We start from the raw sequence: 22,441 nt of genomic DNA, 5'->3' as shown, positions 1-22,441 counted from the left end.
CCCCGCCGGCCCCTGCACGCGCAGCGCCTCAAAGAGTCCCCCATGGCCAACAAAATGCTGATCGACGCCTCCCACCCGGAGGAGACCCGGGTGGTGGTGCTACGCGGTAATCGCGTTCAGGAATTCGACTTCGAAGCAGCCGACAAAAAACCCCTCCGCGGAAACATCTATCTGGCCAAGGTCACGCGCGTGGAGCCCTCGCTCCAGGCCGCCTTCGTCGACTACGGCGGCAACCGCCACGGATTTCTCGCCTTCGCCGAAATCCATCCCGATTACTACCAAATCCCCGTCGCCGACCGTCAGGCGCTGCTCGAAGAAGAAAGTCGCGCCCATCGCGAGCACGAGGAGGAAGAGCATCGTCCCCACGGCCGCCGCCGTTCGCGTCGTCGCCAGCCGGAGGGCGCGGAGAAGCGCGCCGCCGCCGACGAGGCGATGGTCAGCGAACCCGTCGACGTCGAGGCGCTGATCGAAGCCGCCGAACAGGCGGGAGGGACGGAGGCGGAAGCCGGCGAGGCCCCCGGCGCCGGGACGCCGGTCGGGGAAGCCGTCGCGTTCAAAGCCGCGCCGGGGGAGCCTCTCCCCGAAGCCGAGGCGATTGCGCCGACCGACATTGAGGTCGAGGAGCTGGCGATCGAGGCCGGCGAAGAGGCCGGCGTCGTCGAGGCGGTCGAACCAGCCGAGGAATCCGCCCGCCACACGATTTCCGTCGATCCGGCGGGATTCGGATCGGTCGAGGAAGGCGCGGCGGAGGAATACGCCGCCGAGACCCCTGAGCCCGACCATGAGGCCAAGGCCCGCCGTCAGGACGAACGCGACGAAGAGCGCGAGCGCGAGGAAGCGGCCCAGGACGGGGCCGGAGAGAACGGCGTCGAGGAGGTCGTCGGCGACGATGACGGCGCCGAAGTCAGCGCCCGCGCTCCGGCCGAGGAAGAAGCTCACGACGACGATCACGACGACGAGGATCACGACGAGGAAGATCAGGTCGAGCACATTGGCGGCGACGCCATGGACGAGGCGCCGTTCCGCGCCGTCCGCCCGCGCCGTCAGTACAAGATCCAGGAAGTCATCAAGCGCCGTCAGGTGCTGCTCGTCCAAGTCGTGAAAGAAGAGCGCGGCAACAAGGGCGCGGCGCTCACCACCTATCTTTCGCTCGCCGGCCGTTATTCCGTGCTGATGCCCAACACCGCGCGCGGCGGCGGCATTTCCCGCAAGATCACCGACGGCGCCGACCGCAAGCGCCTGAAGGAGATCGTCCACGACCTCGAAGTGCCGGAGGGGATGGGCGTCATCCTGCGCACGGCGGGCGCGACGCGCACCAAGGCCGAGGTCAAGCGCGACTTCGAATATTTGCTGCGGTTGTGGGAGAGCGTGCGCGAACTGACGCTGCGCTCCTCGGCGCCGACGCTCGTCTATGAGGAAGGCTCGCTCATCAAGCGCGCCATTCGTGATCTTTACGGCCGCGACGTCGAAGAGATCGTCGTCTCAGGCGAGGACGCTTATCGCGAGGCGAAGGACTTCATGCGCATGCTCATGCCGAGCCATGCGAAAAACGTGAAGCTCCATCGCGAACCCGTGCCGATCTTCGCGGAGGCGGGGGTCGAGGCGCAGCTCGACGCCATGTTCTCCAATCACGTCACGCTGAAGTCCGGCGGCTATCTGGTCATCAACCAGACCGAGGCGCTGGTCGCGATCGACGTGAACTCGGGCCGCTCCACGCGCGAGCACAATATCGAAGACACCGCGCTGCGCACCAATCTGGAAGCGGCGGACGAAGTCGCCCGTCAGCTTCGCCTGCGCGATCTTGCCGGTCTCATCGTCGTCGATTTCATCGACATGGAGGAGAGCCGCAACAACCGCGCCGTCGAGCGCCGGCTCAAGGACGCGCTCAAGAACGACCGCGCCCGCATCCAGGTCGGCCGCATCTCGCATTTCGGCCTCCTGGAAATGTCGCGCCAGCGCATTCGCGCGGGCGTCGTCGAAGGCTCGACCGTGCCGTGTCCACATTGCGCTGGCGCCGGCCATGTGCGTTCCACCGCCTCCATCGCGTTGCATGTGCTGCGCGTGCTGGAGGAGGCGCTCATCAAGAGCGCGTCGCACGACGTGACGCTGCGCACCCGGGCCGTGGTCGCGCTCTATATTCTGAACCAGAAGCGTTCGCATCTTCAGGCGCTCGAGAACCGCTTCGGCGTCCACATCACCGTCGCCGCCGACGACACGCTGACGGGCGCGACCTATCACGCGCTCGAGCGCGGCGAACCCGCGTCGGGGCCGCGCGTCTCGACGGCGCCCGCTCCCCTGCGTGTCGATTCGATCCGCGCCGAGCCGCTCGAGGAGGAGGAGATCCTCGAAGAAGAGGCCTTCGCCGAGGAAGAGGACGCCGGGGGCGCCGAGGAAACGCGCGCGGTCGCCGGCCGCGAAGCGCGCGAGCCGCGTCGCTTCATCGGCGAAGAGGGCGAGGAAGGCGCGCCGCGCTCGCGCCGTCGCCGGCGCCGTCGCGGCCGCGGCGGCGGTCAGAACGGCAATGGCGAACTGATGGCGCCGGGCGCCGAGCAGCCGTCGGACGAGGGTCTCGCCTTCATGGCCGCCATCGAGGGCCAGCCGGCGCCGCGCGAGCCGCGCGGAGAACGTCCCGGCCGCGGTCGCGGTCCTGGCCGCTGGCGCCGCTCCGCCCCTTTGCCGGAGGAGTTCCGCGATCCGTCCGCGCTCTTCCCGCTCGACGAGGGCGAGCAGGAGACCGCGGGAATCGTTTCGCCGCGCGAGGCGCATCTCCCCGAATTCGCGCCGGAGCCGGGAGCCCCGGCGCCCGTCCCGGCGCAGGAGCCCGTAACGAAGCCGGCCCCGCCGCCGGCGCCGGAAGCGCCCGCCGCGGCGGCGCCCCCAGAGGCCGAACGCCCGACGCAGGCGGCCGAGGCCGCGCCGGAGCCCGTTCCGCCGCCGGCGCCGCGCGAGCCGACCGAGGTGGTCATCACCCGGGCGGACCCGGCCGCGCCCAAGAAGGGCGGCTGGTGGCAGAGGGTGCGGACGCCCTTCGGGGACTAAAGCCGGAAAGGCGTCAGCGGCGGGGCCCGGCCGCGAGCCAGGCCCCGAGCCGCGCGACGCCTTCCGCCACCTCGGCTTCCGGGCCTGCATAGGACAGGCGGATCGTTTTTGCGCCCCGTCGCGGATCGAAATCGAGACCGGGCGTCGTCGCGACGCCCGCCTCGACGAGCAAGCGCTTGCAGAAGTCCATTGAATCCGAAGTCAGGCGGGAAATGTCCGCGTAGACATAGAAGGCGCCGTCCGGCGGGGCGAAATGGCCGAGGCCCATTTCCGGCAGCCGCGCCATGAGCAGCGCCCGGTTGCGCGCGTAGGCCGCGCGGTTCTTCTCCAGCTCTGCGACGGCGTCGAAGGCGGCGAGCGCGGCGCGCTGGGAAATGGTCGGCGCGCAGATGGCGAGGGACTGCTGCAAGCGCTCCAGCGGCCGGATCAGCGCCTCGGGCGCCACGAGCCAGCCGAGCCGCCAGCCGGTCATCGCATAATATTTCGAGAAGGAATTGACGACGATGGCGCGTTGCGTGAAGCGCAACGCCGTCTCCGCGCGCCCCTCATATTCGAGCCCGTGGTAGATCTCGTCCGAGACGAAGACGATCCCGGCCGAATCGCAAAAGCCGCAGATTCGTTCGAGTTCCCCTGCGCCGATCATTGCGCCGGTGGGATTGGCGGGGCTCATGAAGAGCGCGCCGTCAAGCGGCTTCTCCCGATGCGCCGCCTCGAGCATCGCCGCCGTTGGCGCGAAGCGGGTTTGCGGCCCGATGTCCAGCGGAACCGCCTCCAGACCGAGCGAGGACAGAATATTGGCGTAGGCCGGATAGCCGGGCGCGGTGACGGCGATGCGCGCGCCGGCGTCAAAGGCCGCGAGGAGGGCGAGGAGAAAACCGCCCGACGAACCCGTCGTGACGACGATGCGGCCAGACGGGACCACGACGCCGTAACGTTCGGCGTAATGGGCGGCGATTCGTTCGCGCAGGGTGGCGTCGCCCATCGCCTCGCCATAGCCGAGGCGGCCGTCGGCGAGCGCAGCGGCCGCGGCCTCGCGGACGAGCCGCGGGGCCGGCGCTCCCGGCTCTCCGAGCTCCATATGGACGATTCGCCGGCCGGCGCGCTCCAGCGCCTTCGCCTCGCGCAAGGCGTCCATCGCCATGAAGGGCGCGACAGCGGAGCGGCGGGAGGGGTCGAGACGCGGCATATTGCGACTTCCAATTGCAATGCGCCGGAAGAGTAAGATTTCGGCGCTAAGACCGGCTTTCTAATCCAGCGGCGCCGGGCGCGCGAGCGAAAGGCTCTTCCCTCATGTATGAATTGGCCACCGCCGAATTGATCCAGCGTCTAACGATCGCGCTGGCGATCGGGCTGCTGATCGGCATCGAGCGCGGCTGGCGCACTCGCGAGGAGCATGAGGGCGAGCGCGCCGCGGGGCTTCGCACCCACGGTCTCGCGGCCCTTCTCGGCGGGGTCTGGGGCGCGATCTCCTTGCAATTCGCCCATGACGGCGGCGCCTTCGCGCTCGGCGCGGCTTTCGTCCTCTTCGGCGCGCTCGTCGGCGTCTTCCGCTATCGGGAAACCGTCCACAACGAGACCTTCGGCGCGACGACGCTGATCGGCGTTCTGATCGCCTTTTCCCTCGGCGCCTTGGCGGTCGTCGGCGATCAGATGGCCGCCGCCGCCGCCGCGGTCGCCACCACGGCGCTTCTGGCGCTCAAGGCGCTGCTGCACGGCTGGATTCAGCGCCTGACGTGGTCTGAACTGCGTTCGGCGCTCGCGCTGCTCGCCATGAGCTTCATTCTCCTGCCGGTTCTACCCAACAAGGCCATCGACCGCTGGGAGGCGATCAATCCCCACGATCTGTGGCTGATGACGGTCATGATCGGCGTCATCTCCTTTGCCGGCTACGCGGCCGTGAAGCTCGTCGGGTACCGGCGCGGCGTCGCCGTCGCCGGCATGGCGGGCGGCCTCGCCTCCTCCACGGCGGCGACGGCCGCGATGTCGCGCCTTGCCGCCGACAGGCCCGATCAGGTCGACGTGCTAGCGGCCGGCGCCATTTTCGCGAACGCGGTTATGGGGCCGCGCGTGCTCGTCGTCCTCGGCGTGGTCAATCTCGACTTCTGCGTTCGCCTCGCGCCGCCTCTTCTCGCCGTCGGCCTCATCTATTTCATTTCGGGCGGCTTGCTGATGTGGCGCAGCGCCGGCGCCGGCGACGAGGGCGGCGAAGCGCTGACCATCGCCAATCCGCTCGACCTGCCGTCCGTGCTGAAATTCGGCGCGTTTCTGTCGGCGGTGATGGCGCTCTCCAAGATCGCCATAAGATTCGCCGGAGCTGCGGGCGTCTACGCCCTCGCTCTCATCTCCGGCGTCGCCGACGTCGATGCGATTTCCCTGACCATGGCGAGCCATGGCGTCGGCGAGATCGGCGCGCGGGGCGCGGCCCTCGCCGTGTTGCTCGCCATCCTCTCCAACACGGTGGTCAAATCCGGCATGGCCGCCGTCATGGGCGGTTGGGGGATGGGCGTCAGGGTCGGGCTCGCGTCCGCCCTCGCGGTCGCCGGCGGACTTGCGGCGCTGGTTTTCGCGCCGCCGCCGGGTCTATAGCGCCCGCTCGTCGAGCGCGACGGATTTTACGAGCGCGAAGACCTCCGCGCCGACCGAGAGGCCGAGTTCGTCCAGAGCGAGGCGCGTGACGGCGGCGACGAGCTTTTCGTCCCCGGCGAGGTCCAGGGTCACGAAGGCGAGCGGGCTCCCATTCGCGTCGATCTTGCGGATGCGCCCGCGCAGAATGGTCCGCACGCTGGTGTCCTCGGGCCGCGTTTTCGCCAGCGCGACGTCGGTCGCCTTCACGGCGACCCGGACGTCGCCCGCGCCCGAAAGTCTCGACGTCACGAGAATTTCGCCGGCGGGATGGGCGAGGCGGGTGACGCCGTACGCGCCGTCGACCCGCGCGACGCGGGCGACGAGCGAAGTCGTGAGCCCGAACCGTCCGCCCTCGATGAGGCGAGCCGCGCCCGGCAAGACGTCGAGCGGCGCGCCCTGCGCGACGACGCGGCCCTTGTCGATGACGACGGCCTCGTCGGCGAGGCGCGCGACTTCCTCCATGGAATGGCTGACGTAGAAAATGGGGAACGAGAGTCCGTCCCGCAGGCGCTCGAGGTAAGGCAGAATTTCCTGCTTGCGCATGTGGTCGAGCGCGGCGAGCGGCTCGTCCATGAGCAGCAGGCGCGGGCGCGTCAGCAGCGCCCGTCCGATCGCGGCGCGTTGTTTTTCGCCGCCCGACAGGGCGGCGGGCCAGCGTTCGAGCAGGCGCCCGAGATCCAGCATGGCGACGATGGCGTCGAAATCCGCCGCCGCCGGCGTCAGTCCCGCGCGCGTCATGCCGAAATGCAGATTGCCCCGCACCGTCATGTGGGGGAAGAGCGCCGCATCCTGAAACACCATGCCAAGCGGGCGTCGGTGAGGGGGGAGGAAAACGCCCTCCGTCTCGTCCTGCCATATCTCGCCGCCCACGCGAAGCCGGCCCCCCGGCGCGCGGAGGAGTCCGGCGAAACAGCGAAGCAGCGTCGTCTTCCCGGACCCGGAAGGGCCGAACAGCGCCGTTATTCCAGCGGCCGGCAGCGTTTGTTCGAAGGCGAGGGCGAAACCGTCGTAGGCGACATGAAAACTGGCGGCGATATTGGCTGGCGCGTCGCGGGTCATGGCGTGGGCCCTCGCCGCATCAGACGGCGCCGCCGCGGCGGCGGCCATAGACCAGCAGAAGGATGGCGAAACTGAAGATCAGCATGATCCCCGCGAGCCAATGCGCCCGCTCATAATTCATCGCTTCCACATGATCGTAGATTTGAACGGAGGCGACGCGCGTCTTGCCGGGTATATTGCCGCCGATCATCAGCACCACCCCGAATTCGCCGACGGTATGGGCAAAGCCGATGATCGCCGCCGTGACGAAGCCCGGCCGCGCCAGCGGCAAGGCGACGGTGAAGAAGGCGTCGAGCGGGCTCGCCCGGAGCGTCGCCGCCGCCTCCATCGGACGATCGCCGATGGCCTCGAACGCATTCTGGATCGGCTGCACGACGAAGGGCAGCGAAAAAAGGACGGAGGCGAAGACGAGGCCCGAGAATGTGAACGGGAGCGGGTCGAGCCCGAGCGCCGCTGTCAGGCGTCCAATCGGCCCTCGTGGTCCGATGGCCAGCAACGTATAAAACCCGAGCACGGTGGGCGGGAGCACCAAAGGCAGCGCGACGAGGGCGCCAACGGTTCCCTTTAGTCGGGATCGAGTCCGCGCGAGCCACCAGCCGATCGGGGTTCCGATGAGCAGGAGCAGCGCCGTCACGACCGCCGCAAGCTGAAATGTCAGCCAGATGGCGGCGATATCCTCCTCGGACGGCGTCATGCGCCCCTCAGTTGGCCTTTTCGCCAGGGAGAACGAAGCCGTAACGGATCATTACCTGTCGCGCGGCTTCCGTTTTCATGAACCGGGTGAAGTCCCGGGCGAGCGGAGACTCCGCGCCCCGGCCGGTGATGACGAAGGCTTGTTCGAGCCGCGCGTGCAAAGCGTCGGGAATGAGTGAATGCCCATATCGTCCGACAGCCGGACGCCCGGCCAGCAGGGAAAGCGACACGATCCCCGCGTCGGCGGCGCCGCTTCGGACGAACTGCATCGCTTGCGCGACATTCTCTCCGAACACGAGCTTGTCCCTGACCTTATCCCAAAGGCCCGCCGCGCGCAGCGCTTCCTCCGCCCGTTTGCCGTAGGGGGCGTGGGCGGGATTGGCGATCGCGACACGGCGAATGGCTGGGTCCGTCAGCGCCTCCAGCGACGCTTTGCTCATGTCGCGGTCAAAGCTCCAAATTGCGATCCTGCCGATGGCGTAAAGTTCCGGGTCCGTCGCCGCCCAGCCTTCCGCGCGCAGGGACTTCGCATAGCCGATGTCGGCCGAAAAAAAGACGTCGAAGGGAGCGCCTTCCCGGATCTGCGTGAAGAGCTTGCCCGAGGAGCCGTAAACGACGGAGATCTTGTCGCCCGAATGGGAGGCGCGGAACGAGGCGGCGATCTCCTCCAGCGCAGGCTGGAGGTCGGCGGCGGCCGCGACCGTCAATTCCGCCGACCGCGCCGCGATCGGGGAAGCGACGGCGACGGCCCCGACGACAAGCCCAGGCAATGCGGCGGCGCGCAGCGCTCTTAATACAATTTCGATCACTTGGCGCATGACGCCCCTTTCGACGCCCCTCAGCAGCGACCTTCCCAAGAGGAAACGCCTGGGGGGACTGCGCGCCCCCGAAGCAATTTTCGTGTCAGACGGCGGAAGAGATCCAGCGCGACAGCTCGCCCTTCGGCGCAGCGCCCACCTTCGTCGCCGCGACCTTGCCGTCCTTGAAGAGCATGAGGGTCGGAATCGAGCGGATGCCGAGCTTGCTGGCGACAGCCGGGTTTTCGTCAATGTTGAGTTTCACGACCTTCACCTTGCCCTTCATTTCCGCTGCGATTTCCTCGAGCGCGGGGGCGATCATCCGGCATGGGCCGCACCATTCCGCCCAGAAGTCGACAACGACCGGCTCGGCGGACTTCAGCACTTCCTGCTCGAAAGAGGCGTCGGTAATTTTTTTCGTGGACATGAGGGGCCTTTCATTGCGGGCCGTTCGATAAAGCCGCCAGGAAGGTAGGAACGGCTTCCGCGCGCGTCAAGCAGCGGAATTGGCGGGGCCTTTAGCCGCTTCCCTATCGAGTGAAAGAGAAAAGCTATAATGCCTCCTCAAACACAAAGAGCGGGGATGGCCGGGCCAGTCCCCACTCTTTGGCACCCTGTCCTTTAACCGGATTGAACGCCTGGCCTCGAAGTCTTTCGCGCTTCGATAAACCGCCCGCAGCGGCTCGTTCATCGAGCCTGATCGCGAGTCGCGTTCCTTCCGGCGTCCTCCCCGACTTGGACCGTTGTTGGGAATTTGAAAGCTAAACGCTTTGAACGCTTAGACTTACCCAACCAACTTGGCGAGGGGGACACTATGCGAAATCGGTCCCCTTGTCACCCCAAAATGTGCACTCTGGCGAAATTTCAAGATGGGCGCCCGGGTTTTGGGCAAGGGGATGGAGCCGGACGTTTCAAAGCGGAACGAAAGAAAAAGGGCGCGGCCGGACGCCGCGCCCTCGATGGTTGCATTCCGGGATCGAAGCTTACAAGGGGATGTTGTCGTGCTTTTTCCAGGGGTTCTCCAGCTCCTTGTGGCGCAGCAACGCCAGCGCGCGCGCGATTCGCTTGCGCGTGGAATGCGGCATGATCACCTCGTCGATGTAGCCGCGTTCGGCGGCGACGAAGGGCGAAAGGAACCGGTCTTCATATTCCTTGGTGCGCTGCGCGATCTTCTCCGGGTCGCCGATGTCGGCGCGGAAGATGATCTCGACCGCGCCCTTGGCGCCCATCACGGCGATCTGCGCCGACGGCCAGGCGTAATTGACGTCGCCGCGCAGATGCTTGGATGACATGACGTCATAGGCGCCGCCGAAGGCCTTGCGCGTGATCACGGTCACCTTCGGCACGGTGGCCTCCGCAAAGGCGAAGAGCAGTTTCGCGCCGTGCTTGATGAGGCCGCCATATTCCTGCGCGGTGCCCGGCAGGAAGCCCGGCACGTCCACGAAAGTCACGATCGGAATGTTGAAGCAGTCGCAGAAGCGCACGAAGCGCGCGGCCTTCTTGGAGGCGTCTATGTCCAGCACGCCTGCGAGCACCATCGGCTGATTGGCGACGACGCCCACCGTGCGGCCCTCGATTCGGGCGAAGCCGACCACGATGTTCTTGGCGTGGGCTTCCTGGATCTCGAAGAAGTCGCCCTCGTCGACGACCTTGAGGATCAGCTCCTTGATGTCGTACGGCTTGTTCGGATTGTCGGGCACCAGCGTGTCGAGCGACATGTCGAGACGGTCGACGTCGTCGAAGCTCGGCCACTCCGGCGGCTCCTCGGCGTTGGAGGAGGGCAGGAAGTCGATGAGCCGGCGCATTTGCAGCAGCGCCTCGACGTCATTGTCGTAGCCGCGGTCGGCGATGGAGCTCTTGGTGGTGTGCACCGAGGCGCCGCCGAGCTCCTCGGCCGTGACGGTCTCGTTGGTCACCGTCTTCACGACGTCCGGACCCGTGACGAACATGTAGCTCGTGTCGCGCACCATGAAGATGAAATCGGTCATCGAGGGCGAGTAGACGTCGCCGCCCGCGCAGGGGCCCATGATGACGGAAATCTGCGGGATCACGCCCGACGCCAGGACGTTTCGGACGAACACTTCGCCATAGCCGCCGAGCGCCGCGACGCCCTCCTGAATGCGCGCGCCGCCGGCGTCGAACAGGCCGATGATCGGGGCGCGATTCTTGAGCGCCATGTCCTGGAGCTTGATGATCTTCTGCGCATGCGTCTCCGAGAGCGAGCCGCCGAAGACGGTGAAGTCCTTGGCGAAGACGAAGACCGCGCGGCCGTTGACCGTGCCCCAGCCGGTGACCACGCCGTCGCCCGAGGTCTTTTCGCCCTGATCCATTCCGAAGTCCGTGCAGCGATGCGTCACGAACATGTCGAATTCCTCGAACGAGCCCTGATCGAGGAGGAGTTCGATGCGCTCGCGGGCGGTAAGCTTGCCACGCGCGTGCTGCGCTTCGATGCGCTTGTGGCCGCCGCCGAGACGCGCCGAGGCGCGACGCTGTTCCAGCCCGTCGAGAATATGTTTCATGTCCAGCCCTGCTTCTTGTCGTTCGTTGCGTTATTGCGCGTCAGAGTTTGCGCGATCCCAGGCGCCAGCGCGCGATGTCGGCGCCGGTCAGCATGTAGAGCTGGTCGGGCGAGGTGCGCTCGGCGAGATTGACGAGTTCCGGGCTCACGCCCATGCCGCTCGCGTAACGCGCGAGCATGGCCCGCATGCCGCCGTCGTCATAGTTGCGCTCGCGGACGATCCCTTCCGAGAAGTCGAAGGACGTCGAATAATTGAACATGCGGTGGATCCCGACGCGGCTCTGCGGCGGGATGACGCGCCGCTTGCCGCCCATCAGCGCATAGACGCAGGCGGAATAGCAGCGTCCCGAGACAAGCGCCATGTTCTGCGAGGACTGGTCGGCGGCCGGGCGCGCGACGATCACCGCCATGCCGAGGCGGCGGATCGCCTGGCCGAGCTCCATGGAGGCGACCACCTTGCCGCCGGGCGAGTCGAGCAACACGATGCCGTGGAGATTGCCGCCGCCGACATTCTCCCGGACGAAATTCAGGAAGGCGTCGGGCGTTCCTTCGCCGATCTCGCCCTGTGCGGCGATAACCTGCGGGCAGCGCGCCCCGCATTTCCCGGCGGACAGTCCGACGACGCGGAAGTTCATCTCCTCGGCCGCCGCCCCGCCGACTTGCGCGAAAACGGCGAGCGCGCAAAAAGCGAAGGTTTTCAGGTTCAACATCGTCGCCGCCGCCTCGTGAATCTCTCGACCGCTCGAACCTAATTCGCGATGCGCGGGCGGCAAAGGACTTTCGCGCGGCGCCGCAATGATTTGGTGGGCGGTGACGGGATCGAACCGCCGACCCTCTCGGTGTAAACGAGATGCTCTGCCAGCTGAGCTAACCGCCCGCGCCGCTCTCCCGAGGAAGGCGGCGGCACGGTTTTTAAAGACGGCGCGCACGCGAGGCAAGCCGGACCTCCCCGTTCGAACAAATGAACGGCCGCCGGACGGGTTCCGGCGGCCGTGCCAAGGACATGAAGGACGCGTCCGTTTACGCTTACTTTGACTTGTTGAGGGCGGTCTTCAGCGTTGCGCCGGGCTTGAAACGGGCGCTCTTGGAGGCGGGAATCTTGATTTCCTCGCCGGTCGCCGGATTGCGGCCCTTGCCGGCGGCGCGCTTCTTGACCGAGAAGGTGCCGAAACCGACGAGACGGACCTCTTCGCCCTTCTTCAGGGCCTTGGTGATGCCGTCGATGACCGCGTCGATCGCCGCCGCCGCTGCGGCTTTCGAGCACTCCGTCTCGTTCGCGACGTGCTCGACCAGTTCCAATTTGTTCATGGTCTTTTCCTTCTCCTATCGCGCTGCGGGGCCGGCGATCTCCACTCGACGCTGCGGCGGTCTCGAATCGTCGGCGCGTAGCGATGCGGAGTGTTGAGTCCGAATCGCCGGAAAGGCAAGGGATTGGGACTGTCAGCGGCCAGAAATCCGCGGAAAACCGGGGGAATCGGACGCTGCATTGCGGAAAACCATCGATTTGCGAAGGTTTTCGCGATGCGCGCCGTCGCGCAAAAAGAAAGAGCCCCGTCCGCCGAACGGGGCTCCCTGACGATTTGACCGCGCCGCGACGTCAGTGGGCGCGAACGCCCGCGTCATCCTCGGCGATGGCTGTCGCGCGCTTGGCGAGCGCGGCGGCGTCCTCCTCCCACACGATCGGGGTCGGCTGGGAGACGAGCGCGTGCTGAAGCACTTCCTCCATGCGCGCCACCGGCACGATTTCGAGGCCGTTCTTCACCGCGTCCGGGATTTCCGCCAGATCCTTGGCGTTCTCCTCGGGGATCAGCACCTTCTTGATGCCGCCGCGCAGGGCCGCGAGCAGCTTCTCCTTCAGGCCGCCGATCGGCAGCACGCGGCCGCGCAGCGTGATCTCGCCAGTCATGGCGATGTCGCGGCGCACCGGGATCCCGGTGATGACCGAGACGATGGCGGTCGCCATCGCCACGCCCGCCGAGGGACCGTCCTTGGGCGTCGCGCCTTCCGGCACATGCACATGGATGTCGCGCCGGTCGAACATCGGCGGCTCCACGCCGAAGTCCACCGAACGGGAGCGCACATAGGACGCCGCCGCCGAGATCGACTCCTTCATCACGTCGCGCAGATTGCCTGTGACCGTCATCTTGCCCTTGCCCGGCATCATGACGCCCTCGATCGTCAGCAGCTCGCCGCCGACCTCGGTCCAGGCGAGGCCCGTGACGACGCCGACCTGATCCTCGAGCTCCGCCTGACCGTAGCGATATTTCGGCACGCCGAGATAAGTCGAGATGTTCTCGGCGGTGACGACGATTTTGTCGGTCTTCTTGAGCAGAATCTCCTTCACCGCCTTGCGGGCGAGGTTGGAAATCTCACGCTCGAGATTACGCACGCCCGCCTCGCGGGTGTAACGGCGGATGAGCTCCATCAGGCCGTCTTCCGTGACCATCCACTCCTCGGGCGCGAGCCCGTGCTTGTGGACGGCGCTGGGGATCAGGTGCTTGCGCGCGATCTCCAGCTTCTCGGCTTCGGTGTAGCCGGCGATGCGGATGATCTCCATGCGGTCCATGAGCGGCGCCGGGATGTTGAGCGTATTCGCCGTCGTCACGAACATCACGTTGGAAAGGTCGTAGTCGACTTCGAGGTAATGGTCGTTGAACGACTGGTTCTGCTCGGGATCCAGCACCTCCAGCAGGGCCGACGACGGATCGCCGCGGAAATCCATGCCCATCTTGTCGATTTCGTCGAGCAGGAAGAGCGGATTGGACGTCTTGGCCTTGCGCATCGACTGGATGATCTTGCCGGGCATCGAGCCGATGTAGGTCCGGCGATGGCCGCGGATTTCCGCCTCGTCGCGGACGCCGCCGAGCGACATGCGCACGAATTCTCGGCCCGTGGCCTTGGCGATCGACTTGCCGAGCGAGGTTTTGCCGACGCCAGGCGGGCCGACGAGGCACAGGATCGGGCCGGTCAGCTTGTTGGCGCGGCTCTGCACGGCGAGATATTCGAGGATGCGCTCCTTGACCTTCTCCAGGCCGAAATGTTCGGCGTCGAGAACGTCCTGCGCCTGCTGGAGGTCGCGCTTGACCTTCGAGCGCTTGCCCCACGGGATCGAGAGGATCCAGTCGAGATAGTTGCGCACGACGGTGGCTTCCGCCGACATGGGCGACATCTGGCGCAGCTTCTTGAATTCGGCGGTCGCCTTGTCGCGCGCCTCCTTCGAGAGCTTGGTGTTCTTGATGCGCTCCTCGAGCTCGGCGAGATCGTCCTTGCCGTCCTCGTCGCCCAGCTCCTTCTGGATCGCCTTCATCTGCTCGTTGAGATAATACTCCCGCTGGGTCTTCTCCATCTGGCGCTTGACGCGCGTACGGATGCGCTTCTCGACCTGGAGGACCGAGATTTCGCTTTCCATCAGCGACAGGCACTTCTCCAGGCGGCGGGCGACGTTGAACGTCTCCAGCACGTCCTGCTTGTCCGGGATCTTGACCGACAGATGGGAGGCGATGGTGTCGGCGAGTTTCGAATAGTCGTCGATCTGCGTCACCGCGCCGACGATTTCCGAGGAAACCCGCTTGTTGAGCTTCACATAGCTCTCGAATTCGGAGACGACCGAGCGGCCGAGCGCCTCGACCTCGACCGGATTGCCGGGATCGTCGGCGAGCGCTTCGGCGTCCGCCTCGTAGTAATCGTCGACGCGCGTATAGGCGCGCACGGCGGCGCGGGCGACGCCCTCGACCAGCACTTTCACGGTGCCGTCTGGCAGCTTCAGGAGTTGGAGCACAGAGGCGAGCGTCCCGATCGGGTAGATTGCGTCCGTCGCCGGATCATCGTCGCCGGCGTTCTTCTGCGTGGCGAGCAGGATCAGGCGATCGCTCTTCGTCACCTCTTCCAGCGCGCGGATGGATTTTTCCCGCGCGACAAAAAGCGGCACGATCATGTGCGGAAAGACGACGATGTCGCGCAAGGGGAGGACGGGGTAGCTCTCGACGGCTCCCGGCGTGATGGCGTCGCGCTTTTCGTTGCTCATCTTGTTGTCCTGCTTTCGTTTACGCATCCCGCCCGGCGGCAATGCGACAAATGCGAGCGACTCGGCGTTCGGGCGTCGAAGCAAGACATGGGCCGTGGCGGCCGGCCCCTGTCGTCGTGCTGGACCCTGGCCGCGCAGGCGTTCGCTCTTTCGCCCGCGCGCCGCTGAAGCTGCGGCCTCTGCGCCCGATCAGCTTCTCCAACGCAAGACATGGGATACGCGAACTGACGATTCAAGGACAATTGGCGGGGGCCGGCGGTTCGTCCGGCCCCGGCGGCGTTTATACTTTCGCCGTACGCGCTAGACTTTACGCGCTCGCGCCGCTTTTCTCGTTGCGTTCCGCGTAAATATATAGCGGCCGCGCCTTGCCTTCGACCACTTCCGGCCCGATGACGACCTGCTCGACGCCTTCGAGGCCCGGCAGATCGAACATGGTGTCGAGCAGAATGCCCTCCATGATGGAGCGCAGGCCGCGAGCGCCGGTATGGCGCTCGATGGCCTTGCGGGCCACGGCGGTGAGCGCGTCGTCCTGGAACGTCAGCTCGACATTCTCCATTTCGAACAGCCGCTGATACTGCTTGACGAGCGCGTTCTTGGGCTCGGTGAGGATCTTCTTGAGCGCGTCCTCGTCGAGATCCTCGAGCGTCGCGATGACCGGCAGACGGCCGACGAATTCGGGGATGAGGCCGAATTTCAGCAGATCCTCGGGCTGCACCTGGCGGAAGATGTCGCCGGTGCGGCGCTCGTCGGGCGCCTGAACCGTCGCGCCGAAGCCGATCGAGGTCGAACGGCCGCGGGCCGAGATGATCTTTTCGAGGCCGGCGAAGGCGCCGCCGCAGATGAAAAGAATGTTGGTCGTGTCGACCTGCAGGAACTCCTGCTGCGGGTGCTTGCGTCCGCCCTGTGGCGGCACGGAGGCGACGGTGCCCTCCATGATCTTGAGCAGCGCCTGCTGGACGCCCTCTCCGGAGACGTCGCGGGTGATGGACGGATTGTCGCTCTTGCGCGAAATCTTGTCGATTTCGTCCACGTAAACAATGCCGCGCTGCGCCCGCTCTACGTTATAATCCGAAGCCTGAAGCAGCTTCAGGATGATGTTCTCGACGTCCTCGCCGACATAGCCCGCTTCCGTCAGCGTCGTGGCGTCGGCCATGGTGAAGGGCACGTCGAGAATGCGCGCGAGCGTCTGCGCCAGCATCGTCTTGCCGACGCCGGTCGGGCCGATCAGCAGGATGTTGGACTTTGCGAGCTCCACGTCCCCGTGCTTGGTGGCGTGATTCAGGCGCTTGTAATGGTTATGGACCGCGACCGAAAGGACGCGCTTCGCCTGCGCCTGTCCGATCACATAATCGTCCAGAACCTTACAAATCTCCCGCGGCGTGGGGATGCCGTCGCGCTGCTTGACCAGCGAGGACTTGTTCTCCTCGCGGATGATGTCCATGCAGAGTTCGACGCATTCGTCGCAGATGAAGACAGTGGGGCCGGCGATGAGTTTGCGGACTTCATGCTGGCTCTTGCCGCAAAACGAGCAGTAAAGCGTATTCTTCGAATCGCCGCCGCCGACTTTGCTCATGATTTTCTCCTGATGAATCAATCCGCCGCGCGAATCGACCCAAACACGATGTGTACCGGCTCCGGCCTAACAAAAGGTGGAGAACGCCCCCTCGCGTCTCTCCGTCTCCCGCCGGTCCCCCCAGTCGGCGCCTTGGCGCCGAACGAACAGCGCGGGGGCCGTCCGCTCCTCCGCGCAGCGCCTACTTTATTTGAGGGCGGACGGACTTTGCAACCTCTCCGCCTGCAGGGCAAGGTAGCAAGTTCGACGCCCGCCCTCTCCACGGGTCACCGCGTCAGGATTTTGGGCACGCGGTTGAGCCGCAGGCGATAGGCGTCCGGCATCCCGCTGCCGAGGAGGGGCCGCAGATACATGCGGAAAGCGTCGGTGACGTCGGTGCCGCACGGGCTGATGAACTCGTCAGGCATCACTTTTGTCTTTGCGGCGATTTGTTCAAGCGGGGTCAGATGATAGTCGACCGAATAAAATCCGGTGCGGTGGATCGTCACCGAGCCGTCCCGGTCGCCCCAGATGGCGTACTGGACCGCCTTTTCTCCGACCTCGCGGGCTTCGCGTTGATCCACGTCCGAAACGCAGCCGACGAAGCTGCGCTGGACGTAACCGAAGGTGTCCGCGCGCACGCGCTTGAATCCGAGGCGCTTCTTGACGAGTTCGGTCAGTTCGTCGGCCAGCGCTCCGCCGCCCAGATGCACGTTGCCATGGGCGTCGCGCTCGACCTGTTCGGCCAGCTTCTCGGCGATCGGCACGTGGTTCTCGTCACAGACGCCCTCGGACACGGCCACGACGCAGCGGCCGTATTTGTCCATGGTCGCCTTCACGTCGGACAGAAACTTGTCGACTGAGAAGGCGCGTTCGGGGATGTAGATGAGATGCGGGCCGTCGTCGGGGAACTTCTTGCCCAGCGCCGAGGCGGCGGTGAGGAAGCCGGCGTGGCGGCCCATGACGACGGCGATATAGACGCCCGGCAGCGCCCAATTGTCGAGATTGGCGCCGGCGAAAGCCTGCGCGACCCAGCGCGCCGCCGAGGGGAAGCCGGGAGTGTGGTCGTTGACCATCAGGTCGTTGTCGATCGTCTTGGGGATGTGGACGGCGCGCAGCGGATAGCCGGCGTTTCTCGCTTCCTCCGAGACGATCCGCACCGTGTCCGACGAATCGTTGCCGCCGATATAAAAGAAGCAGCCAACGCCATGGGCGCGCAGAACCCTGAAGATTTCCTGGCAATATTTCAGATCGGGCTTGTCGCGGGTGGAGCCCAGCGCGGAGGAAGGCGTGTTGGCGACCATTTCGAGGTTGTGCGTGGTCTCCTGCGTCAGATCCACGAAATCCTCGTTGACGATGCCGCGCACGCCATGGAAGGCGCCGTAGACGCGCTCGACCTCGCGGAACTTGCGCGACTCCAGAACGGCCCCGACGAGCGACTGATTGATGACGGCGGTCGGCCCGCCGCCCTGGGCGACGACGACTTTGGAGAAATCGATGGAGGGCACGCGAGGCTCCTGTCCGAGTGATGTATGATCCCGATTCCCGTCGGGGAAAGAAGGCCCGCGCCGCGACGCGGGGCCGGATGGGCGTTAGACCCGCCGGAGCGTAAGCGCAACTCCTTCCCGGACGTCAAACGGAAAGGCGCGGCGACCCTCATATATTACTTCCAGTGCGCCATTCTTGTATAAGCAGGCCGTTGCGTTGCGGCAAACAGTCGTCGCCAAGACGATTTTGACGTTAGCGCCCGAAAAAATCCGCGCGGCTCAGAAGAAGGATCGGCTCGTGGTGCTAATGGACCGCCGGCAAGAAGTCATCAAGCATATTTCAAAAGAAGCAAGAGGCATAGAGATCGGCCCTTACTTTTCTCCGCTCGCCTCGAAGCGGGAAGGATACAACTGTTTATATCTCGACGTCTTCGATACGCCGACGCTAAAACGTCGCGCGGAGGCCGACAAGACCTTGCCGAGGGAGACAGTCCACAAGGTCGAGCCAGTCGACCTCGTCGGCAGCGCCCTGCGCATCGATGCGCTATGCCGCGAGGCGGGACATACGGAGCCGTTCGATTACGTCGTCTCCTCGCATAATTTCGAGCATCTGCCCAATCCGATCAAATTCCTGCAGGCCTGCGGACGCATCCTGAAAAAGGGCGGCGTCCTCTCCATGGCGGTTCCCGACAAGCGCGCCTGCTTCGACTTCTTCCGGCCGCGCACGAGCCTTTCCGCCTGGATCGACGCCTATTTTGAGGACAGGGACCGGCCGAGTCACGCGCAGGTCTTCGAGCAGGACGCGTTGATCTCGAAATATGTGGACGGGAATCTGTCGCTCATCGCCTTCACGCTGGATCAGGACCGCGAAAAAATCCGCGCCGACGAGAATTTGGCCGGGGCCTTCGCCGCTTGGGAGAAGCGGCGCGACATGCGGGAGGGCCCTTATGTCGACGTTCACTGCTCGGCTTTCGTCCCGAGCAGTTTCCGGCTCTTGCTGACTGACGCCTTTTTCCTCGGACTGTCGCCCTTCGCCGTGGAGGAGGTGACGGATACTGGCCAGTCCGAATTCTACGCGCATCTGCGACATGTCGGTTACAAGACATTCTCCCAGTCGGAGACCGCCGCCCATTACGCCGAGCGTCAGAAAATCCTCCAGGCGATCCTCGACGAGGAAGCCGCCGTGTCCGAACGCGAACGCGTCTGCGAGATTTTCGACTATGTATCTCGGCGCTATCGCCGCATCGGGAAAAACGGGGCACTGATTCTCGCGCGCGCGCTTCTGCTTCTCGCGCGAACCCGCGACGTCGATTTGTTCAGGAATTATCTCGCGATCAGCCATTCGGTCTTCTTCGATCCGAAATTTTATTCGCAAGAACATAAGGTCGCGGGGGACGCGGCGCTGCATTACCTGCTCGAAGGCGGCCGGAAGGGCCTTGATCCGGGGCCTTTCTTCTCCAGCGCGAAATATCTGAGGCGGAATTTCGACGTCGCGGGGCGGGACGCAAACCCGCTTGCGCATTACGAGCGTTTCGGACGCGCGGAAGGCCGCAAGCCCGCGCCGCGATAACCCCGGGCCGAAGTCGCCGCGCGCCGTCCGGAAATTAAAAAGGGCGGCCCGACTGCCAGGCCGCCTTCCAGTTCAAACGAGCTGCCCGTGGCAGTGCTTGTACTTTTTCCCCGAGCCGCAGGGGCAGGGCTCGTTGCGGCCGACCTTGCCCCAGCTGTTGGGGTCGGCTGGATCGCGTGCCGGCGCGGCCGCAAGCGCCTGCGGCGAGAAATCCATCGAGGCAAGACGCGCGTTCAAATCCTCCAGCGCCGCCTGTTCGGCGCTGACGCCCGCCGAGAGGGCGACCGGGTCGGGATGCGACAACTCCATGGGGGGCAGTTCCGGCGGGGCCGACGGCGGCGCCTCGAAACTCACCTCGACGCGCATGAGTTGCGCCGTCACCGCCTCGTCCCAATGATTCATCAGGCTGCGGAACAGCTCCAGAGCCTCCGACTTATATTCGTTGAGCGGATCGCGTTGCGCCATGCCGCGCCAGCCGATGACCTGACGCAGATGATCGAGCGCGACGAGATGCTCGCGCCACAGCGTATCGAGCGACTGGAGCACGACCTGCTTCTCGATCATGCGCATCAGCGGCGCGGTGTTGCGTTCGACGCGCTCCTCATAGGCCTTGTCGGCGGCCTTGAGCAGACGCTCCTTGATCTCCTCGTCGGCGATGCCCTCTTCCCGCGCCCAGTCGGCGACGGGAACGTCCAAATTCAGCTTCGCGCGAACTTCCTCGGCGAGGCCTTCGACATCCCAGGCTTCTGCGTAGGCGTCGGGCGGAATGTGGCGCGACACGAGGCTGTCGACGACTTCAGCGCGCATGTCGGAGACCTGCTCCTCCACGCTCTCCTCCGCCATGATCTCGCGCCGGCGCTCGAAGATGACCTTGCGCTGGTCGTTCATGACATTGTCGAACTTCAGAATGTTCTTGCGGATGTCGAAGTTGCGCGCCTCGACCTTATGCTGCGCCTTCTCGATAGCCTTGTTGATCCAGGGATGGACGATCGCCTCGCCTTCCTGAAGCCCGAGCTTCACCAGCATCGTGTCCATGCGCTCGGAGCCGAAGATGCGCATGAGGTCGTCCTGCAGCGACAGGAAGAACTTGGAGCGGCCGGGATCGCCCTGGCGGCCCGAGCGGCCGCGCAGCTGATTGTCGATGCGGCGGCTCTCGTGACGCTCCGTGCCGATGATGTAAAGGCCGCCGGCGGCGAGCGCTTGTTCCTTGAAGCGGGCGACTTCCTCGCGGATTTCCGCTTCCTTCGCGTCGCGCGCGGCGCCCTCGAGCCCGGCGCATTCCTGCGCGACGCGCATTTCGACGTTGCCGCCGAGCTGAATGTCGGTGCCGCGGCCGGCCATGTTGGTGGCGATGGTGATCGCGCCGGGAACGCCCGCTTCCGCGACGATATAGGCTTCCTGCTCGTGGAAGCGGGCGTTGAGCACCGCGAACATCTTGGAGGGCTTGCCCGAGCGCGCCGCCTCGTAGAGCTTCGACAATCCTTTCGGATCGGCGAAGTCGATCATCTTGTAGCCCTGCTGGACAAGAAACTCGGCGAGCTGCTCGGACTTCTCGATCGAGGTGGTGCCGACGAGGAGCGGCTGCATCCGCGAGCTGGCTTCCTTGATCTCCTCGAGGATCGCGTTGAGCTTTTCCTTGGCGGTGCGATAGACCTCGTCGTCGTCGTCCTTGCGCTGCACGGGGCGGTTGGTCGGGATTTCGACGACATCGAGCTTGTAAATCTCGGCGAATTCGTTCGCTTCCGTCGCGGCCGTGCCGGTCATGCCGGCGAGCTTGTCGTAGAGGCGGAAATAGTTCTGGAAGGTGATCGAGGCGAGCGTCACGTTCTCGGGCTGGACCTGAACGCGCTCCTTGGCCTCGAGCGCCTGATGCAGGCCCTCCGAATAGCGGCGGCCCGGCATCATGCGGCCGGTGAACTCGTCGATGATGACCACCTCGCCCTTGCGGACGATGTAATCCTTGTCCTTGTGAAAAAGCTTGTGGGCGCGAAGCGCCTGATTGACGTGATGGACGAGGGTGACGTTGTGCGCTTCGTAAAGCGCGCCCTCCGTGAGCACGCCCGCTTCGGCCAGCAACTCCTCCATGTGCTCGTTGCCGGCGTCGGTGAGATGGATGGTGCGCTGCTTCTCGTCCAGTTCGTAATCGTCCGAATTCAGCTTCGGAATGAGGCGGTCGATGGTGTTGTAGAGGTCGGACTTGTTGTCGACGGCGCCGGAAATGATGAGCGGCGTGCGCGCTTCGTCGATGAGGATCGAATCCACCTCGTCGACGATCGCGAAATTGTGCCCACGCTGCACCATCTGCGCGAATTCGTATTTCATATTGTCGCGCAGATAGTCGAAGCCGAACTCGTTGTTGGTGCCATAGGTGATGTCGGCGGCGTAGGCGGCGGCGCGGTCCTCGTCGGCGAGGTCGTGCACCACGCAGCCGACGCTCATGCCGAGGAATCGGTAGATCTGGCCCATCCAGTCGCTGTCGCGCTTGGCCAGATAGTCGTTGACCGTGACGACATGCACGCCCTTGCCGGCCAGCGCGTTGAGATAGACGGCGAGCGTCGCGACGAGCGTCTTGCCCTCGCCCGTGCGCATCTCGGCGATGGCCCCCTCGTGCAGCACCATGCCGCCGATGAGCTGGACGTCGAAATGGCGCTGGCCGAGCGTGCGCTTGGCCGCCTCGCGGACGGTGGCGAAGGCGGGAACGAGCAGGTCGTCGAGCGTCGCGCCGTTTGCCAGCTGCTCGCGGAATTCGACTGTGCGGTTGCGCAGCGCCTCGTCCGAGAGGGCTTCGAGCTGCGGCTCCAGCGCATTGATGGCCTTGACCTTCGGCGCATAGGTCTTGAGGCGGCGGTCGTTGGCCGTGCCGAAAATCTTCTTGGCGATGGCGCCGAGCATCCCGCAAACCTTTCTAACGATGGCGCGCCGCCTCCGGAGCGCGCGCAGAGTCGGCGGGCGGGGCGGAGCGTCGCAATGTTTTGGAAAAGCAACCGCTTGCGACGGCGACCGGGAATCCGGGCGTCAGGGCCGACGCGGCATTTCCGCCGGAGAGATAAGAGGGCGAGGAAGCCTTGTCAATGTAA

General features: G+C 65.4%; 15 protein-coding genes and 1 tRNA gene. 3 read left to right on the top strand and 13 right to left on the bottom strand.

Annotated elements, in window-relative coordinates:
• Positions 1–42: 42 nt before the first annotated feature.
• Positions 43–3,039, top strand: a complete 2,997-nt coding sequence (locus tag ACV959_RS15540) for an Rne/Rng family ribonuclease (RefSeq protein WP_475737468.1) — start codon at positions 43–45, stop codon at positions 3,037–3,039.
• Between the two features lie 13 nt (positions 3,040–3,052).
• Here the strand turns inward: ACV959_RS15540 and ACV959_RS15535 are convergent, their stop codons facing one another.
• On the bottom strand, positions 3,053–4,225 hold the full coding sequence (locus ACV959_RS15535; RefSeq protein ID WP_475737467.1) for an aminotransferase class I/II-fold pyridoxal phosphate-dependent enzyme: 1,173 nt from the start codon (positions 4,223–4,225) through the stop codon (positions 3,053–3,055).
• 104 nt (positions 4,226–4,329) lie between these two features.
• Here ACV959_RS15535 and ACV959_RS15530 point away from each other — a divergent pair, with 104 nt between their 5' ends.
• On the top strand, positions 4,330–5,625 hold the full coding sequence (locus ACV959_RS15530; protein WP_475737466.1) for an MgtC/SapB family protein: 1,296 nt from the start codon (positions 4,330–4,332) through the stop codon (positions 5,623–5,625).
• On the opposite strand, the gene modC is transcribed toward ACV959_RS15530, so the two are convergent.
• From modC to ACV959_RS15475, 11 genes are all read right to left on the bottom strand, one after another.
• Positions 5,620–6,723: a molybdenum ABC transporter ATP-binding protein gene (modC, locus tag ACV959_RS15525; RefSeq protein WP_475737465.1), complete on the bottom strand. Its 1,104-nt coding sequence runs from the start codon at positions 6,721–6,723 to the stop codon at positions 5,620–5,622. The genes ACV959_RS15530 and modC overlap by 6 nt on opposite strands.
• Positions 6,724–6,742: 19 nt before the next feature.
• A complete protein-coding gene (modB, locus tag ACV959_RS15520) occupies positions 6,743–7,417 on the bottom strand; it encodes a molybdate ABC transporter permease subunit (RefSeq protein WP_475737464.1) in 675 nt (224 codons plus the stop codon).
• A 7-nt stretch (positions 7,418–7,424) separates the two neighbouring features.
• Positions 7,425–8,234, bottom strand: coding sequence for a molybdate ABC transporter substrate-binding protein (gene modA, locus ACV959_RS15515; RefSeq protein WP_475737463.1), 810 nt, complete (start codon positions 8,232–8,234; stop codon positions 7,425–7,427).
• Positions 8,235–8,319: 85 nt separating this feature from the next.
• Complete coding sequence (trxA, locus tag ACV959_RS15510) at positions 8,320–8,640, bottom strand: thioredoxin TrxA (protein WP_475737462.1); 321 nt, start codon at positions 8,638–8,640, stop codon at positions 8,320–8,322.
• A gap of 556 nt (positions 8,641–9,196) precedes the next feature.
• Positions 9,197–10,732 (bottom strand): acyl-CoA carboxylase subunit beta, encoded by a 1,536-nt coding sequence (locus tag ACV959_RS15505; protein ID WP_475737461.1) that lies wholly within the window; start codon positions 10,730–10,732, stop codon positions 9,197–9,199.
• Positions 10,733–10,772: 40 nt separating this feature from the next.
• Complete coding sequence (locus ACV959_RS15500; RefSeq protein WP_475737460.1) at positions 10,773–11,441, bottom strand: COG3904 family protein; 669 nt, start codon at positions 11,439–11,441, stop codon at positions 10,773–10,775.
• Between the two features lie 91 nt (positions 11,442–11,532).
• Positions 11,533–11,608 (bottom strand) — tRNA-Val (locus ACV959_RS15495).
• A gap of 149 nt (positions 11,609–11,757) precedes the next feature.
• Positions 11,758–12,039: an HU family DNA-binding protein gene (locus tag ACV959_RS15490; RefSeq protein ID WP_475737459.1), complete on the bottom strand. Its 282-nt coding sequence runs from the start codon at positions 12,037–12,039 to the stop codon at positions 11,758–11,760.
• Positions 12,040–12,328: 289 nt separating this feature from the next.
• Positions 12,329–14,755 carry an endopeptidase La gene (gene lon, locus ACV959_RS15485; RefSeq protein WP_475737458.1) on the bottom strand — a complete coding sequence of 809 codons (2,427 nt, stop codon included), beginning with the start codon at positions 14,753–14,755 and terminating at the stop codon, positions 12,329–12,331.
• A 307-nt stretch (positions 14,756–15,062) separates the two neighbouring features.
• Positions 15,063–16,328, bottom strand: a complete 1,266-nt coding sequence (clpX, locus tag ACV959_RS15480) for an ATP-dependent Clp protease ATP-binding subunit ClpX (RefSeq protein ID WP_475737457.1) — start codon at positions 16,326–16,328, stop codon at positions 15,063–15,065.
• 266 nt (positions 16,329–16,594) lie between these two features.
• Positions 16,595–17,815: a 6-phosphofructokinase gene (locus ACV959_RS15475; protein WP_475737456.1), complete on the bottom strand. Its 1,221-nt coding sequence runs from the start codon at positions 17,813–17,815 to the stop codon at positions 16,595–16,597.
• A 286-nt stretch (positions 17,816–18,101) separates the two neighbouring features.
• On the opposite strand from ACV959_RS15475, the gene ACV959_RS15470 reads away from it, so the two are divergent.
• Positions 18,102–19,364, top strand: a complete 1,263-nt coding sequence (locus ACV959_RS15470; RefSeq protein WP_475739690.1) for a methyltransferase domain-containing protein — start codon at positions 18,102–18,104, stop codon at positions 19,362–19,364.
• A 72-nt stretch (positions 19,365–19,436) separates the two neighbouring features.
• On the opposite strand, the gene secA is transcribed toward ACV959_RS15470, so the two are convergent.
• Positions 19,437–22,256 carry a preprotein translocase subunit SecA gene (gene secA / locus ACV959_RS15465; protein WP_475737455.1) on the bottom strand — a complete coding sequence of 940 codons (2,820 nt, stop codon included), beginning with the start codon at positions 22,254–22,256 and terminating at the stop codon, positions 19,437–19,439.
• Positions 22,257–22,441 lie beyond the last annotated feature (185 nt).

Source organism: Methylocystis sp. Se48 (genome assembly GCF_056269425.1).
This window is presented reverse-complemented; position numbering and strand designations above follow the sequence as displayed.